At 34.5% G+C, this 17,241-nt stretch carries 17 protein-coding genes and 1 pseudogene; 14 read left to right on the top strand and 4 right to left on the bottom strand.

The window, feature by feature from the left end; all coding sequences use genetic code 11:
* From WBF61_RS02495 to WBF61_RS02480, 4 genes are all read left to right on the top strand, one after another.
* A partial coding sequence (locus WBF61_RS02495) for a hypothetical protein (protein ID WP_424253624.1) occupies positions 1–593 on the top strand: 593 nt, incomplete at its 5' end.
* 74 nt (positions 594–667) lie between these two features.
* Positions 668–1,069, top strand: coding sequence for an arsenate reductase ArsC (locus WBF61_RS02490; protein WP_424253622.1), 402 nt, complete (start codon positions 668–670; stop codon positions 1,067–1,069).
* A gap of 164 nt (positions 1,070–1,233) precedes the next feature.
* Positions 1,234–2,427 carry a LysM peptidoglycan-binding domain-containing protein gene (locus tag WBF61_RS02485; RefSeq protein WP_424253620.1) on the top strand — a complete coding sequence of 398 codons (1,194 nt, stop codon included), beginning with the start codon at positions 1,234–1,236 and terminating at the stop codon, positions 2,425–2,427.
* Positions 2,428–2,545: 118 nt separating this feature from the next.
* The gene (locus WBF61_RS02480) at positions 2,546–3,532 is read left to right on the top strand and encodes a tocopherol cyclase family protein (RefSeq protein ID WP_424253618.1); all 987 of its coding nucleotides are present in this window, start codon (positions 2,546–2,548) and stop codon (positions 3,530–3,532) included.
* A 48-nt stretch (positions 3,533–3,580) separates the two neighbouring features.
* On the opposite strand, the gene WBF61_RS02475 is transcribed toward WBF61_RS02480, so the two are convergent.
* A complete protein-coding gene (locus WBF61_RS02475) occupies positions 3,581–4,933 on the bottom strand; it encodes a DUF1576 domain-containing protein (protein WP_424253617.1) in 1,353 nt (450 codons plus the stop codon).
* A gap of 293 nt (positions 4,934–5,226) precedes the next feature.
* Between WBF61_RS02475 and WBF61_RS02470 the strand changes: the two genes are divergently transcribed.
* Positions 5,227–5,502 (top strand): DUF503 domain-containing protein, encoded by a 276-nt coding sequence (locus tag WBF61_RS02470; protein WP_424253616.1) that lies wholly within the window; start codon positions 5,227–5,229, stop codon positions 5,500–5,502.
* 52 nt (positions 5,503–5,554) lie between these two features.
* On the opposite strand, the gene WBF61_RS02465 is transcribed toward WBF61_RS02470, so the two are convergent.
* Positions 5,555–6,403 carry a glycosyltransferase family 8 protein gene (locus WBF61_RS02465; RefSeq protein ID WP_424253614.1) on the bottom strand — a complete coding sequence of 283 codons (849 nt, stop codon included), beginning with the start codon at positions 6,401–6,403 and terminating at the stop codon, positions 5,555–5,557.
* A 172-nt stretch (positions 6,404–6,575) separates the two neighbouring features.
* Here WBF61_RS02465 and WBF61_RS02460 point away from each other — a divergent pair, with 172 nt between their 5' ends.
* The 9 genes and pseudogenes from WBF61_RS02460 to WBF61_RS02420 all read left to right on the top strand — a co-directional run bounded on the left by WBF61_RS02460 (position 6,576) and on the right by WBF61_RS02420 (position 14,030).
* Positions 6,576–6,992, top strand: coding sequence for a VOC family protein (locus WBF61_RS02460; protein ID WP_424253612.1), 417 nt, complete (start codon positions 6,576–6,578; stop codon positions 6,990–6,992).
* A 127-nt stretch (positions 6,993–7,119) separates the two neighbouring features.
* Positions 7,120–7,704 (top strand): hypothetical protein, encoded by a 585-nt coding sequence (locus WBF61_RS02455; protein WP_424253610.1) that lies wholly within the window; start codon positions 7,120–7,122, stop codon positions 7,702–7,704.
* Between the two features lie 1,059 nt (positions 7,705–8,763).
* Positions 8,764–8,856 (top strand): annotated as a pseudogene (locus tag WBF61_RS02450) (SEC-C metal-binding domain-containing protein); the annotation flags it as partial.
* Positions 8,857–9,030: 174 nt separating this feature from the next.
* A complete protein-coding gene (locus WBF61_RS02445) occupies positions 9,031–10,188 on the top strand; it encodes an ROK family transcriptional regulator (protein WP_424253608.1) in 1,158 nt (385 codons plus the stop codon).
* 308 nt (positions 10,189–10,496) lie between these two features.
* A complete protein-coding gene (locus tag WBF61_RS02440) occupies positions 10,497–11,585 on the top strand; it encodes a DUF871 domain-containing protein (RefSeq protein WP_424253606.1) in 1,089 nt (362 codons plus the stop codon).
* 79 nt (positions 11,586–11,664) lie between these two features.
* On the top strand, positions 11,665–13,083 hold the full coding sequence (locus WBF61_RS02435; RefSeq protein WP_424253604.1) for a PTS sugar transporter subunit IIC: 1,419 nt from the start codon (positions 11,665–11,667) through the stop codon (positions 13,081–13,083).
* Between the two features lie 96 nt (positions 13,084–13,179).
* Complete coding sequence (locus tag WBF61_RS02430) at positions 13,180–13,404, top strand: hypothetical protein (RefSeq protein ID WP_424253602.1); 225 nt, start codon at positions 13,180–13,182, stop codon at positions 13,402–13,404.
* Positions 13,405–13,419: 15 nt separating this feature from the next.
* Positions 13,420–13,617, top strand: a complete 198-nt coding sequence (locus WBF61_RS02425) for a DUF3188 domain-containing protein (RefSeq protein ID WP_424253600.1) — start codon at positions 13,420–13,422, stop codon at positions 13,615–13,617.
* Positions 13,617–14,030, top strand: coding sequence for a DUF3284 domain-containing protein (locus tag WBF61_RS02420; protein WP_424253598.1), 414 nt, complete (start codon positions 13,617–13,619; stop codon positions 14,028–14,030). Before WBF61_RS02425 ends, WBF61_RS02420 begins: the two co-directional genes overlap by 1 nt.
* 73 nt (positions 14,031–14,103) lie before the next feature.
* Here the strand turns inward: WBF61_RS02420 and WBF61_RS02415 are convergent, their stop codons facing one another.
* Together WBF61_RS02415 and WBF61_RS02410 are read right to left on the bottom strand one after the other, a co-directional pair.
* Positions 14,104–14,910 carry a Cof-type HAD-IIB family hydrolase gene (locus WBF61_RS02415; protein ID WP_424253596.1) on the bottom strand — a complete coding sequence of 269 codons (807 nt, stop codon included), beginning with the start codon at positions 14,908–14,910 and terminating at the stop codon, positions 14,104–14,106.
* Positions 14,911–15,859: 949 nt separating this feature from the next.
* The coding region (locus WBF61_RS02410; protein WP_424253594.1) for an MATE family efflux transporter at positions 15,860–17,241 on the bottom strand (1,382 nt) is incomplete at its 5' end.

The following is a 17,241-nucleotide window of genomic DNA, read 5'->3' as shown; positions in this document are numbered from 1 at the left end:
AACTGTATCAAGATTACGCACAAAAAATTGGCAATAGAAAAGCGCTATATGAAGGTGTTGTGAATAAATATAAGATACAATCAGCCATTTATCCAGGCTCACATATTGATATCACACCTTCTTTCTTTATTCCTAAAGTGACCTACATTGATAATTTTAAAGGTGCTATTCAATTTTTCAAAGATAAAGAGACGATAGAAAATTTTATAGAAATCAACAAGGCATATTCCAATCCAGTCGAGTTAACGTTCAAAGGGCAAGATTACACTGAACCGCTAGACATTGAAGCCGTCGATTTAATTATTTCTCAATATGCTGGATTTGTAGGTCAAGCAACAAAAGACTACTTAAAAGTTAATGGGATACTACTATGCAACGATAGTCATGGCGATGCATCCTTAGCAAAAATGGATGAAGATTTCGAATTTATTGGGATTGTCACAAATGACTATGCAATACAAACTAGTAACTTAGAAGATTATTTTAAGTTGCCAAAAAACAGAGAAATAGATTTAACGAGTGTAAAAGATAAGATGAAAGGGTTAAAATATAAGCTAGTTGCTGAAAACTATTTGTTTCGAAAAGTGAAATAGATTCTCATAATAGTAGAGGATAAAGATAGAACCAAAGTAAAATAAATGATATGCAAATAAGAAAGGATGATACGATGAAAACAATAGTAGCATTTGTTTGCGTTCATAATTCATGTCGGTCACAAATGGCAGAAGGATGGGCAAAAAAACTAGGAAGCGATAGTCTAGAAGTCTACTCTGCTGGAACAGAACATTATCCAGCAGTAAAACCCTTAGCAATCGAAGTGATGGAAGAAGCTGGGATAGATATGAGCGGTCATAAACCTAAGTTACTATCAGATATTCCTGCAAAGTTAGATATTTTAATAACAATGGGCTGTAATGTAGAGTGTCCATTTGTTCCAAATAAACATAGAGAAGACTGGGGATTAGATGATCCATCAGGAGGTCCAATCGAAGATTTTAGAGAAACAAGTAAATTAATCGAAGAAAAAGTTAAAGAACTACTTGTCAGAATAAAAAATAAAACAATTTAACCAGTCTAATGTTGTGAACAGTTGAAAAAGACTATTCGCTTTTTTTTAGGGGTCTAAACAACGAGAATTAAGCGTAACGTGGTATAATAATGGTAAGAAAAAGAAGGTTAAACATAGAATAGGCATTAAGCACCCCATACTTAAAAAAAGGGAGGGTGAATAAAATGAATACGAAATCATCCAAATTTAGTGTCATTCTTTCATTGGTTCTGTTACTTTTCCTAGCATTCTCGTCACCAGTTCTAGCGGCGAATTCACAATATGTGACCAAAGGAAATACGTCATCAAAAACAGTTGCATTCACATTCGATGACGGATCAGATGGGAAAAACATAACGAAGATTCTCCAAACCTTAAAAACGAATAACATCAAAGCAACTTTTTTCATTACAGGTAAAGCTGCTGAAAATCATCCACAATGGATCAAATCGATTGTAACCAACGGTCATGATATAGGAAACCACTCGTATTCTCATCCAGACTTCACAAAAACCTCCGCCGCACAGATTAAAGTAGAATTAGATAAAGCAGATGCAGCTATAAAAACAGCTAGTGGGAAGACAACAAAACCTTACTTCCGTGCTCCTTTTGGATCGGTTAATCAAACGATGTTGCAAGCAGTAGGAAATGCAGGATACACGAAAACAATTGGTTGGACGATTGATACAGTTGACTGGAAAGGTGTTTCTTCAAATACAATTACGACAAAAGTGGTGGCTAATGCTACACCAGGTATGATTGTCTTAATGCATGTCGGAGAAGGTGCTACAGGCACACCAGGTGCTTTGCAGTCTATGATTACTCAATTAAAAGCAAAAGGGTATCAATTTGTTACGATTAGTCAACTGCTTGCTAACACAACAACGCCCGGCACAACAACCGGAGGCAGTCAATATGTTGTTAAAAAAGGCGATACGTTATATAGCATTGCTAGAGCGTATGGTTTGAGCGTTCAACAACTAATGACGGCGAATAAACTTACAAATGCTAATGTGATAAAAATAGGTCAAGTGTTGACCATACCAACGACAACGTATACGGTTAAAGCTGGCGACACGTTAACAAAAATTGCCGGAGCTCACGGAATTACGCTTCAACAACTTTTGTCAGTCAACACCATTTCTAATCCTAACCTGATAAAAATAGGTCAAATTCTTAAAATTCCAGCAAAAACTAGTTCGACAACACCAACTAAACCAACTACTCCAACACTACTAAAGTATACTGTCAAAAAAGGCGATACACTCTATGGTATTGCTAAAAAATATGGAGTGACCGTTCAAAAAATAGTTTCCGCAAATAAATTGACTAACGCGAATATCATTAGCATTGGCCAAGTGTTAACGATTCCAAAATAATCAAAAAACAGGTAGAATAGAATTAATCGTTTACAAAAAGAAGTTGTTTTTCTTTCCATGTAAAGGATTAATTCTTTTTTTTATATAATTGAGTCAAACGAAGGGAGCTGATGTATGCGTGAATAATAAACGAACCAATGCACTTTTATTTCAAGGAGATTTAAATAAAAAGCCCTATTTTGAAGGATGGTACTACAAACAAGTATCAAATGATGGCAAACAAATCATTAGTTTAATCCCTGGCATTAGTCTGAGTGAAAAAGACTCACATAGTTTTGTTCAATACATTATGACGATACATGGAGACAACAAGAAAAAAAGGACAGAGACTGGCTACATAAGCTATCCGCTAGATTCCTTTGATTGCCAACAAGAACCGTTTCAATTAACGATTGGTCCGAATGTATTTACCGTGTCAAAAGCAGAAGTCAATTTGAGTAACGAGAAAGTATCTATCCAAGGAATTGTTGAGTTTGGTAAGTTTACTCCAATAAAACAGACTCTTATAACGCCTAACATCATGGGTTTTTTTGCCTATTTCCCGATGATGCAATGTTTCCATGGGATTGTCAGTATGAACCACACCTTATCTGGAGCATTTTATGTCAATGAGGAAAAAATTGATTTTACGTCTGGTAAAGGCTACATTGAAAGAGACTGGGGAAACTCATTTCCACGAGAATACGTTTGGATCCAATCCAATCATTTCGAAAATGAGGATACGAGTTTATTTTTCTCAGAAGCCCATATTCCTTTTTTGAAGACTGCTTTTCAAGGATTCATCTGTAATCTAGTTGTAAATAATAAAGAATACCGCTTTGCTACTTATCACCGAGATAAATGTAAACTTAAAAAACTAAATGAAAATCGTGTGGAAATTACGTTAGAAAATAATACTGCAAAGTTAAGGATAGAAGCAGAAATTACAAGTCCAGGTGAACTTATAGCACCAACCGTTTCTGGAATGCAAAAAGTGATTAAAGAAGAGCTTGGTGGTACTGTTAAAATAGAATTGTATTTAAAAAAAGAAAAAACGCTTTATAAAGATAAAACGAACTGTGCTGGGATAGAGATTGTAGATCATACTGAAAAGGAACGGATTTAACAGCATAAAAATAGAGCAACTAAGTTATCTCTTAGCTGCTCTGTTTTATCAATCAATTAGTTTAATAGGAAGTGGAGTAGGTTTATCTTTTTTATGGTTCGGCTTCCTATCTGCTTTAATGGTTTTAAACAAATCGAAAAGCGGAACAAGCAAAGCGGCTGTAAACCCACCTGAAAAACCATTATTGTATAGGTTCATTCCAGCGTGTAGGTAATTTACATTTAATACCATAGCCATATGGAAGACCCCAGCAATAAAACCAGCTAGTGAGCCATAATAGCCACTAATAGGAGCCAATGTTGTTCCAAAAAGTGCAGCTAGTAAAGCTGAAGTTGAGTGAATTTCTGAAACATTAAACAGGCCAACAACAAATACTCCTACAAAAATGGGCAAAACATTTTTAATGTGCTTCCCTGCAGCTCCGAAACCTACAATTGTAAATATGCCACCTATAATTGGTCCATTTAACTCCCCACCCACTGCTAAAATATAAGAAGTAGATAATAGACCGAGTAAAGACATGTTCATTAAAACTACCCCAAAATGGAATAAACTTATAAAATCAGGTACGGATTGACCAGATTGATTTAATAATTGGCGGTAGCCAATCATTTGCCATTTATTCAAAACGAATCCAATAAAAAAGAAGACTGCGAACAAACTATATAAGATGACACTAAAAATACCGTTATTTCCTGTAGAAACTAATTCATACGCATCAATAGTAATCCCGAAACTTCTTAGAATAGAAATAAAAAACATGCCTATTATACCGGCTGTAAAGCCGATGTTGTATAGACTAAAACCTCTATGAAAAAAGGCAAAGTGTTTTGCTAGAGGTGGGAGGACGAAACCAATTAATAGACCAGCCAATGTTCCTAAGATTATACCCCAAAATAAGGGTAAACCAAGATTGAATGTAATTTCGCTAACCAAAGGGCCGAGAGATGTACCAAAAAGAGCTGGCAGTAAATGCTTTGAAAAAGGATTTCGAACAATTTTTGCATATCCGTAAACGCCTAAAATAATAGGGAGTGAATTGTAAAGATTTTTACCAAACAATGAAAAACCAGCAACGGTAAATAATGCTGCAATGATTGGACCGGTTATTTTTGACTTGCTAAGTCGAACAAGCGCTAATGTTTTAAAGGTCATTAAAGATGCGTTTAAAAGAGCTGAACCACTATTAGCCAATTCAAAATAATCAGTAACTAGTTTTGCCGGTGAAGTGAGAATAATGATGCTCCCTATCCATAGTTCTTTAGGACTATTAAGAACAAAAGCTAAAACCATTAAAAATAAACCGAAAGTTAAGAATACACTATATTTAAGTCTCTCAGAAGTGATTTCATGTGGATTAAAGGTCGTCGGTACTTTCTTTTTATCTGTGCGTTTATCCATCTGTCATCTCCTTTTTTATGAAATAAAAATAAAAAAAGGGCAGTGAGAAAAGGTTTGGCGTCGACTATTTGAATTAAGGCGTTCGCACATTCAGCAATGTGTTGGGTCTTTTCAAATGCAGATCGGTGTCAAACTCTAATCCCACTATCCTTTAAGGGTAAGTCAATTGAGTTCTAGAAACAGTTTATATTTTTTTAAGAATAACATGAAAAAAAGATAAAAACAATTTATTTATTTTATTAAAGAATGCGTTATCAATTTATTTCTCAAATTAAAAAAGAGAGGTGAAGGAAATGATTGTAAGAGGGTATCAACTCACATTTATTATTTATGATTCTTATTCATTAAAGGATAAACGAAATGTAGTAAAAAGTATGATAAAAAGAATGCACAATAAATACAATATCAGTATTTCTGAGGTTGGAAAACTAGATAAACTAAATCAAGGAATGATTGGGATCGCAATTGTCGGGAATGATTCTGTATTTATCCAAAAAGTTTTTGATCAAGTAGTAAAAGAGCTAGAAGAACACTATGAAATAGATGTGCACGATATCCAAAACTATTAAAAAAGCTTATATTAGTAAAAGATCGACTAATATAAGCTTTACAAGTATGAAATTAATCTATATTTTCTTCAATAGCAAAAGGTGTTTGCTTTCTGATAGTTAAATACTGCTCTTTAAAGGGATGATCTGATTCGGTATGCCAAGGTTTAACATGACCGCTGTAATGAACTAAAGCTGGTTCATTACGAGCTTCAGTATATTCTATTTGCCCAATCTCAGTAGGGGAATCTTTTTCATTAGACAATATATAGGCTTGTGCATTCCATTTAGGGTGCAGGATTAGCCAGCGATCATGTAAAATAGCATTCAATGCATCTTGATCATGAAACATCAATTCATCTTGGTTTTCTGATGCAAACGCAAGAACTTGTTCAGATATTTTTTCATTACGCCATTTGTCTAAATCAATAATCATAACGCCTGAGTTAAAATAAGTATCGCTTTTTGTATCTATCTCCATAGCTTCTAATCGTTGGTGAAAACCAGCATCTTCGACAGCTGCTAATAATTTATCCCCTAAATCAATAGACCAGATATCTTCAATTTGCTGCAAAGCAATAATGTCACAGTCTAGATAGATTGCTCTTTGAATGGTTGTGCTTTCTAAAAAAATAGGAATGGCAATACGGAAATAAGCAGTTGTAGTGATACGATCACTTTCTACCATTTCATCAAACTCTAGTGTATCTATTTGTAAATAACTGATTGTCGCATTGTATTCATTTACCATCCGATTTAATTTTTCTTTTGAATTTAGTGCGATATGGTCATCAATAACATAAAAATTTAGAATAGTTTCACTTTTCTTTGTTTGTAAAAGCGACAAAAATAAGGTTGCAAGGTGAGGAACGAACTCTTCATTAGCTGCAGATATAATGGTTATTTCAGATTCTTCAAACATAAAATAAAATCTCCTTCATGTAACAAGTATGGGGGTGCGTTTTTTACTATTGAAAAAGGTTACCCAATTGCTAATAGCATATAGAATTATTCATTTATTAGCAAAGGAAACGAGCGTTTTAAAATAGAGGATTTTATCATTTTTAATACCATAATAAGGGGAGGAATAACAAATGATACCAAAAATAAGAAATATTTTTATTAATTTACCTGTCGAAAATTTAAGCAGAAGTATCACTTTTTTTACTGCACTTGATTTTGAGTTTAATCAACTACTCACCGATCAACATGTAAGCTGCTTGACCCTTAAAGAAGGAGTATACGTTAATTTAATCGAGCAAACCTATTTTAAAGAGATCACACATAATGACGTACCTAATAAATATACACAAACAGAAATGATGCTAACGCTTGTTGCAACAAGTAAAGAAAAATTAAGCGAGTTTTTAAATAAAGCGATCGAACTAGGAGCAATTGAGGTAAATACAAAAAATGATATGGATGGCGTCTATTGTCGTCGTTTCATGGATTTAGATGGACATTTGTGGGAAATGTTGTACTACGATCAAACACTGTTATTTTTTGAATGACTGTAAAATAAAAAAAGATACTCTAAGCAGTAAACGACCAGAAATGGCGTTTACTGCTTATTTTACATAATGATGAATATGGAGTATGATAGGGAACAGTTGGAATAGACCAATAGGAGGAAGTCAATTGATTCAAATCGTTAAACAGTATGCAATAAAAGGAGCAACGAAACAGTATTTAGAAGATTGTTTGATTGCTTATAAAAAAGATACGCTGCTAGAAATAGCAAAGACTCATTCTATTTCTGTAAAAAAAAGTCAGACTAAAACAGTAATGGCAGCTAGATTAGCTGAAAGTATACTCCATCAATTTGATGAGGACTATACGCATCTTAGCGAAGATGACAAAAGTGAAATAGTAACAGTAGTAAATATAATGAAATCCGAGAATCGAACGGATACAACAGATAGAACAGAGGCGCAATTAAATTTAATTTTAAAAGGGTACGTTTATTTTTTTGCTGAAAATCAGACTGTTAAAACAATTGTACCGTTAGAATTAGCTGAAAAAATAGCAACTTTATCAGAAGATGGTATCAGTGAAAGTGACCCTTCAATGGTAGAATGGTTTTTAAAAACAAAAATGGCTATAGAGAATATTTATGCCTATTGTTCCTTATCTCATTTAGTCAATACATGGAATAAACATGCCACAAAAAGCGTAACGATTAAAGAAATAGAACCTTTCTTTAACAATCCAACAAGAGAATAAATTATAGTCAAACAATGAGTTAGGGGTTTTATAATGAATCAATCAATGTTAAAAAAAATAGATTTAAATGAAGTTTGTTTAGTAGAACTACTGCAGCTAAATAAAAAAGAGGACATGTTAGCTATTGCCAAAAAAAATGGAGCAGAAGTAAAAAAAAGCCACACAAAAGCCAAAATTGCAGAAGAGCTAACGAAGCATATGAAAGAAACCTTTTTAGAACAGCTTAGCTTCTTGCGGACGAGAACATGGGATACCTTCAATGCTTTAGTAAGCAAAAGAAAGATACATTCTACCCAAGTATCAAATAAAGAACGAATTGATTTAAAAGACTTAGAAAGAGAAGGGTATCTTTTCATCACTAAAGAAAACGACGAAAACCTGACTATCTCATTAGCACAAGAATTGGTAGTGCTTGTAGATGAACTGAATAGTGATCCATTAAAGCGAAAGAAAGTAGAAAACAACCAAAAACTAATAGATTATACTCTAGCTCTGACTCACTTGTATGGTGTCTACCCAATGGAGCAATTAATGAAGATATGGAATATCTATCAAATAAATCAAGTCGACCAGGAATCTCTTAGTGAAAAACTAACACTGATGGAAACGAAACAACCTAGTTTTAAATGGAATAGATCCCTTATTTACGCCCAGTCTTTTTTAAAAGAAGAAGACGCGGTTGCATTCTATGAAGCAGTACAATCACTTACTATTCCTTACTTTACGCCTACAGAAAATGAGTTAGCGCTATATGTGGATGTTCTGATTAACAGAAAAACTCCTTTTTACTTAAATATTCAAAACTTTGTTCAAATAAATACGAAAACAAACGAATCAGCAGCAAAGACAATGTCTGAAATAACTGAAAGTACTATATTAGGAACTCAACCAAAAGAAGTCTACGAGAGTTTATCGAAAAAAGGCTTGCTTTGTCTTACGGGGGAGGATGTCGGAACCTTTATCCAATTATTCCAAGAATTATCTAACCAAACGAAAACATGGAACTTCCGAGGATGGACCCCAGATGAAGCTATGAGTCTTTTAGAAAAAGCACCAATGAAAAAAGCACCCATACTAGTTAATAAAGTTGGTCGAAACGAACGCTGTCCTTGTGGCAGTGGAAAAAAATATAAAAAATGTCATGGATTATAAAATAGAATAAATAGTTAAACGAAAAAAGTTGAAGACCATTAGTAGCACTGATTTGTAAGACTACTTTTGGTCGCTTTGATATAAAAAAAGGTAAAATGAAAATAAAACTTAATTAATTTAATTAATAATGATATACTACAATCGAGTATATTAAATAGGAAAGGAACTAACTATATGAAGCGTGGGACATTTCAATTAATGAAATCGGTTAATAAGTCTACAATTTTAAATAAAATACGTTTGTCAGAACCGTTATCTCGTGCACAAATTGCCCAAGAGACGGGGATTACGCCTCCCACTGTGAGCAGCATCGTTAAAGAATTAATTGCTGAAAATCTAGTTGAAGAAAGCATACTTGGTGAATCCAGAGGTGGTAGAAAACCAACAATGCTATTAATTAAACGGAATGGCCATTTTGTAATCGGAATTGACGCAGGATCAAATGCGATAAAAGGAGTAGCTACTGACTTAGTGGGTTCAATTTTATCAGAAACAGAAATTCAAATATTGCCTCATATAAGCAAAGAATACTTTTTACAAACACTAAAAGAAGTTGTTCGAACAATTTTTATGGGGATTGATGATAAAAAGAAAATCTTAGGTATAGGCGTAGCGATGCATGGTGTAGTTGATGTTTCATCTGGGGTTTCACTCTATTCTTCAAATTCAGGTTTAAGAGATATTCCTATTAAAGAAGAACTAGAAAAAGAATTCAATGTAATGGTCATGGTAGAGAATAATTCTCGTGCAATGGCACTGGGTGAATATTGGTTTGGCAATCATGAAGAAGTAGACAGTTTTGTGGCGATAAATATTGGTAGAGGTGTCGGGTCAGGCATAGTAGACAAAGGCAGACTATTCTATGGTGCACAAGATATTGCTGGAGAAATAGGTCATATGACTATGGATCTGGATGGGGAGCTATGTAGTTGTGGCAATAGAGGGTGTTTTGAAACTTTCGTAACCGGTGAAGCAATTGTAAGACGAGCTAAAGAAAAAATTAAAGAAGCGCCTAAAGAGTTAACAGCCGAGGACGTTTATAAATACGCAAAAGAAGAGAATAAGCCTTACATTGATATTTTAGAAGAAACAGGCCAACTGATTGGTATTGGTGTAGTTAACTTGATTCATCTGTTAAACCCCAATAAGATTGTCTTAGGCGGCGGCGTACTGAATAGTGCAGAATTTCTAATGAAAGATATTCGACAAACCATTCAGGAAAGAGCACTAACTGAAAAAGCTAGAATGAATACAGTTATTGAAGTTTCTTTATTAGGAAAAAATTCTACAATACTTGGTGCAGCAGCATTACTATTGGTTGAAATTTTTTAACAACAACAGAGATGAGTTGAAAGTTTAAGATAAAACTCTGTTGTTTTATTTTTTTAAAATTGTGTTGACAAATGAATAAACAACCTATAAAATACTAGTTAACAGCTTAGTTAATTAATTTAATTAAGATGAAAGATTTGAAAAGGCTTTATTGTATAGAAAGGAGCAGGGAAGCAAAGAAGAACGAAAGAGATTTTATCTCATTTAGATAAAATTTGTGGTAGTAAATTGTTTGTTTCGCCAGTTTAATTTCCAAGAAATGAATCCGCTTTCGATTTTTCTGTTAAAAAAAGAGAGGAGCCAATTAATTGAGAAGATTAGGAATTTCAGTCTATCCAAATCACAGTAAAGTAGAAGACGTAAAGCAATACATTGAACTAGCGTCAAAGTATAACTTTAAACGAATATTTACTTGTTTGTTATCGGTAGAAGGAGACAAAGAAAAAGCTATTAAAGAATTTACAGAAATTATAGCAGTTGCTAAAGATAATGGAATGGAAGTCATTGCAGATGTCAGTCCTCAGCTTTTTGAAGAATTAACTATTAGTTATGCTGATTTATCGTTCTTCAAAGAAATAGGAGCAGATGGAATACGTTTAGATAATGGATTTACAGGAAATGAAGAGTCAGTTATGACTTTTAATCCACAAGGGTTAAAAATTGAACTGAACATTAGTAACGGAACAAAATACTTAGAGAATATTTTAAGTTTTCAAGCAAATCCGTCTAATTTATATGGGTGCCATAATTTTTATCCTCATAGATATACGGGTCTAGGCTACGATCACTTTCTTGCAACAAGTAAGCAATACAAAGAACAAGGTATTAAAACGGCTGCATTTGTTAATTCAGCTACAGCAACACTTGGTCCATGGCCGGTTAGTGAAGGGTTATGTACACTAGAGATGCACCGTGAATTACCAATTGTGACACAAGCTAAACATTTATGGGCAACGGAGTTAATCGATGATGTTATTATTGGGAATGCCTTTGCATCTGAAGAAGAACTTAAAGCTTTAAGCGAAATAGATCCTTACCAATTAGTTCTTAATTGTGAACTAGTAAATGAAACTCCTGAAACAGAACAGAAAATTGTTTTAGAAGAACCTCATTTTAACCGTGGAGATGTTTCGGACTATGTTATTCGTTCAACGCAAAGTCGAGTGAAATATAGTGGACATGAATTTCCAGCGTTCAATACACCGGATATAAAAAAGGGCGATATTTTAATAGAGAGTTCTCTTTACGTTCGTTATGCTGGTGAATTGCAAGTTGCACTTTTACCGATGAAAAATTCAGGGAAAACGAATATTGTAGGGCGAGTTGTGGAAGAAGAAGTCTTTTTACTAGACTTAATCAAGCCATGGCAAAAATTTAAATTTCAATCTAAAAAATAAAGATTAACTGTTTCTACTTTTTTAAAAAAAGGTTTAATTTATCTATAAAAAACAGATACTATTTTAGGAGGATTTTAATATGAATGCTTTAACTGCTTGGCTGGAGAAATATATTCTCCCAATCGCTGCTAGAATTGGCGCACAGAAACATTTAGTAGCACTTCGTGATGCTTTTATTGGAACAATGCCTGCAACAATGGCCGGATCAGTTGCGGTTATGCTTAATGCTATTTTACGTGATTTACCCCCTCAATTTTTTGACGGGTATGATGCTTCAAGTATCCCTGTTCTTAAAGAAATTATTACTATTAACGGATACGTATGGAACGGTACACTAGCTATTGCCGGTGTTATCTTCGCCTTTTCATGGGGTTACAACCTTGCTCGTGCTTACGGTGTGAATGATTTAGCTGGTGGTATTGTATCTCTAGCTGCTTCAATCAGTGGAATCACATTTGCTTTCTCTAGTTCACTAGAAACAGCAGTGCCTGCTGACGTTATGGAAACAATCAATGCAGGTTCAGCTACAAGTGGTTGGGTTGCAACAGAAACTGGTCTATCCGTTGGTGGATGGGGTTGGTTACCATTAAACAACTTAGACAGTAACTTCTTCTTTACTGCAATGATTATTGGTTTTGTATCAACAATGATTTTCTGTCAATTAATGTTGAGAGATATGACTATTAAATTACCAGACTCAGTTCCTCCAGCAGTATCAAGAGCTTTTGCAGCGATTATTCCTGCTACAGTTGCTTTATATACTATTGCTGCATTCTACTGGTTATTTGCAAAATTAGTTCCAGATATGACATTCTTAGCATGGTTGCAAGCAACAATCGCTCAACCGCTATTAGGTCTTTCTCAAGGTTTCGGTGCTGTTATTCTTGTAACTTTATTCGTTCAAATCTTCTGGTTCTTCGGAATTCATGGTCCTAACGTATTGGCACCAATCTTGGAAGGTGTTTTTGGAGTTGCACAACTACAAAACGTTAACCTTTTCCAACAAGGTGGAGTTGAATTAGTTAAGGCTGAAGGTTATAATTGGGTACGTGGTTCATTTGATGCTTACTCATGGTTCGGTGGTTCAGGTGGAACAATCGTATTAATTATTGCTATTCTATTATTCTCTAAACGTGCGGATTACCGTGCAGTAGCTAACTTGTCATTAGGACCTGGTATTTTCAATATCAATGAGCCTATCATGTTTGGTCTACCAATCGTGTTAAACGCTATCATGTTTATTCCGTTCATCGTTGCACCTTTAGTATCAGTATCTATCGGATACTTTGCAACAGCTCTAGATTTGGTTAACCCAGTTTCACAACAAATCGTTTGGGTTACTCCGCCTCTATTATTATCATTCTTAGCAACTGGAGCAGACTGGCGCGCACCTGTAGTAACATTAATCGGTATGTTAGCAACGTTTGCAATCTGGGCACCGTTTGTTATTGCAGCAAACAAAATGGATCCTTCATTAGGTGAGCCAGAAAATGACTAGTCCTTACTAAAACTGAAAATGGTTGCTTCTACTTCACTAGCTGAAGTAGAAGTAAATTTTTGTCATTTAAAAAATAGCGAGAGGAATGTGATTAAAATGATTGAAATAACTTTGCCTATGCAACAAGATAAAGCGATAGCTTTATTAGAAAATTATAACGAAGAAGACGTAACCTTTACATTCAAAGAAAAAAAAGGAATCAAATTGTATTTTGAAACCTCTGAAAGTGATTTAGATAAAGCTGCTAAACTTGCAAAAGCCGCTATTAAAGCAGAAACATGGGGATCAGTGTTGTACTTCCAAGTTGCACCTGTTAAATAAGAAGGGTCTGATATTATGATAAAGAACGGTTTATTTTTAGCCAGTATTGGCATGTTAGTTCTAATGTTTAGCGTAAGTCGTGAAACATTTGAATACGACTTTTTAAACTTAACAACAGCTTTATTCTTGATTATTTTTGGCGGAGTGTTAGTCTATAAAGGCAATAAAAAAGAAAAAGCATTAGAAGCAACTAAAGAAGAGGTGGAAAAATAGTGGAAATTGTAAAAAAACTTAAAATACCTGCTGAATTTTTCTATGATAATGTGATGAAGTCTGTGCTATTTGATATACGTGATCAAACAGGCAAACAATTATCCCAAGATCAACTAAAAAACTTTAGTTACATTAAAACATTTTCTAAAAATAGCAGCGCTAAAATAGAGATTGAAAAAGTTGAAAAAAATAAAACGTATCATTATCGTACATCAACGACTGCAAATGAATACGTTGTTCAATACGATATAAAAGCAATTGACGATAAAAACTGTGAAGTACGTTACAAAGAAACTATGGAGTCTCACGGATTCCTTCAACAGATGAACGACGCTGTATTAGGTATTATTTTAGGCTATGTTAAAAAGCGTAATTTCAAAAAGATGCTAACGTTAATTGAAGAATCCTATTAAAACTAGAAGGACGAAGAAAAAAAGAATTCTTTATGTAGCTCATTATATGATGAGTACATAAAGAATTCTTTTTTTAATTTAAAATGTATTTCTTTATAGCTTCTGCTACGCCATTTTCATTGTTTGTGGCCGTTACATCATCCGCGATGTCAAGAACAGTTTTATCAGCATTACCCATAGCAATACTTGTACCGGCAAAAGTCAACATGGATAGATCATTGTCATGGTCACCGATAGCTAGAACATCTAACGGATCGATGTTTAGACGTTCACAGAGAGCTTTGAGTGCATTTCCTTTACTAGCCGTGCTGTTCAAAATTTCAAAATAGTTTGGACCACTTTTAATAGCGTGGAATCGAGTTGAAAAGTCTTTTGGAAGTTGATTAATAAAATTATCTAACTTAAACCTTTCTTCACTAAAAATAGCTTTCGATGGAACAAATTTTTCAGGAAGATCATAGATATTTCTGTAATACAATGGAACGTTAGTATAGTATGCTTCTTGTATAGTGTACTTTCCAATATGTTGGTTAGGTGTGTAAATAGAATACTCATCATCAAAATGAATCGAGCAGCCAGCACGCTCGCTTAAAAGGTATAAATAAGATAAATCATCTTTTGTAAGATTCACACGAGAAAGAACGGTATGTGTTTTAGCATCTTTTACTAGTGCACCGTTGAAACAAATTGCATAATCAACAAATTGATTGCCTAAATCGTGAACGACTTTTACGATACCATCATAAGAACGTTCGGTACAAAGAACAATTTTTATTCCCGCTTGGTGGGCTTTTCTAATCGCTTCAATCACTTCAGTTGTTACTTCTTTTTTATCGGTTAGCAGCGTACCGTTAACATCAAGAACAATCATTTTATACATTAGTTTACCCTCGCCATCATTATAATTTTTAATAATTAATAATTTGTTGATACCCTAATGATAAACCACACAAGCGAACTATTCAATCTCTCCTTAACAGTTTAATGAGTAATAGAGTTGGCAACTAAGTTAACTATACCCTAAAAGGGAAACGGGAAATTAAACAGAATGCTCAAGATTATCAGGTTTTCCTTATAATTGGACCAGTTGGATGTGTTTTTGGTTCTACTCGGCTAACAGAGACGACAAGCAGACGAGTGGAGGGGAATGAATGCTCCAGTTGGCCCAAACAAATCTATTTTAGACCAGTGACGGTTTATTATGGCCCACTTGTCGGTTTAGACAACTAAATTGTAGAATACACAGTCCACAACTAAATTTACTTTACCCTAAAAGGAAAACGGGAAATTTAACAAAATGCTCAAGCTTATTTTAGATTTGTCTCAAAATTGGACCAGTTAGGTGTGTTTTTCGTTCTACTCGGCTAACAGAGAGGACAAGCAAACGAGTGAAGGAGAATGAATGCTCCAGTTGGCCCAAACAAACGTATTTTAGACCAGTGAAGGGTTTATTATGGTCCACTTGTCCGTTTAGACAACTAGAGTGTAGAATACACAGTCCACGACTAAATTTACTTTACCCTAAAAGGAAAACGGGGAATGAAACAAAATGCTCAAGCTTATCAGGTTTTCCTTAAAATTGGACCAGTTGGGTGTTTTTTTGTTTCTACTCGGCTAACAGAGAGGATAAGCAGACGAGTGGAGGGGAATGAATGCTTCAGTTCTCCCAAACAAATCTATTTTAGACCAGTAACGGTTTATTATGGCTCACTCGTCTGTTTAGACAGTTAAAGTGTAATAAATACAATCTATAAAAAAACAACTCCATTTCCATAGTAGTACCTACTATGGAAATGGAGCGAATAGTATAATTTAGAAAACAATGTATCTTAAAGCAATGGTTTTCTTGAACGTGGTAATTTTGTTTTAATAAAATAAAAGGAAACGATGAATGCCAGCACATCAGCCAGCGGAACTGCTGCATATACTCCGTACAACCCAAAAATTGAAGATAAAATCAAAATAAGGGGAGTAAGGAAGATTAATTGACGGGCAAGATTCAAGAAACTTGCCAAACGAATTTCTCCGACAGCTTGGAAGTAGTTAGACCAAATAATTTGGAGTCCGACTAGCGGGAAGCCAATAGTCCAGATACGGATGGCTTTAACTCCTAAGGCTACGACAGCTGTTTCTTGGTTAAAGAGAGTCACGACAAACTCCGGGAAAAATTGAATGACTAAAAATCCTGTCGTTGTAATAAGAAAAGCAGCGACACTAGCTAACTTAAGCGCTTCTTTCACTCGATCAACTTTTCCTGCACCAGTATTGTAGCTGATAATTGGTTGCAGACCTTGTGTGATACCGGAAATCATCATAATAATTAAGGTAGACGAACTGGTAATGATACCAGCTACCGAGATCGCCACATCGCCACCGTATTTAACCAATGTTGCGTTAAGAATAATATTTAAAATACTATTAGCAATTTGCAATAGGAAAGCTGGGATACCAGTTGTTAAAATTTCTTTTACATAAGTAAGTTTAAGTTTCATGTTTCTTAACGTTAAGCGAACGTTGCTGCGCTTACTAGTAAAGTAAGCCAATTGCCAAATAACAGATAAAAATTGTCCTCCAATAGTTGCATAAGCAGCACCTTTCATACCCCAGCCCAATTGAATAATCAGAATGTAGTCAAAGATGATATTAAAAATTGCACCAATCATCAAGCTGATCATAGAAATACGAGGATTTCCGTCTGCTCTAGAAAAATTGTTCATACACATCGCTAAACATTGGAAGACCGCTCCGTATAAAATAATACTGAGGTACTCGGAAGCATAAGGTAACACGGCGTCGCTAGCACCAATATTTCTTAAAATAGGTTCTAAAAAGATATTGCCTAAAGTGGTAAATAGCAATCCTGCAATAATAGCTAAAGATACTCCGTTTCCCAAGTAATGTTGCGCTTTTTCGGTTTCTTTTTTACCTAAACTAATAGAAAAACGTGTTGCACCACCAACTCCGACTAATAAACCGAAAGCAATCATGACTAAGGTAATAGGGTAAGTGATAGAAGCTGCGGCTAAACCCAAAGAGCCAAGTTCAGGAGCATTCCCGATAAAAATACGGTCTACGATATTGTAAACAGCATTAACGAACATTCCTATAACGGCAGGAACAGAAAACTCTAGTAACAAAGAAGAAATTTTTTCGGTTTCGAGTTTATTTTTTTGAGGCATGTCTTTCCTTCTTTCTTTTCTTAATTTCTTTT

It is taken from the genome of Carnobacterium sp. (assembly GCF_049673005.1).
In the GTDB taxonomy this organism is placed as follows: domain Bacteria; phylum Bacillota; class Bacilli; order Lactobacillales; family Carnobacteriaceae; genus Carnobacterium_A.
The sequence above is the reverse complement of the archived record's forward strand: the minus strand, read 5'-3'. Positions and strand labels throughout refer to the sequence as shown.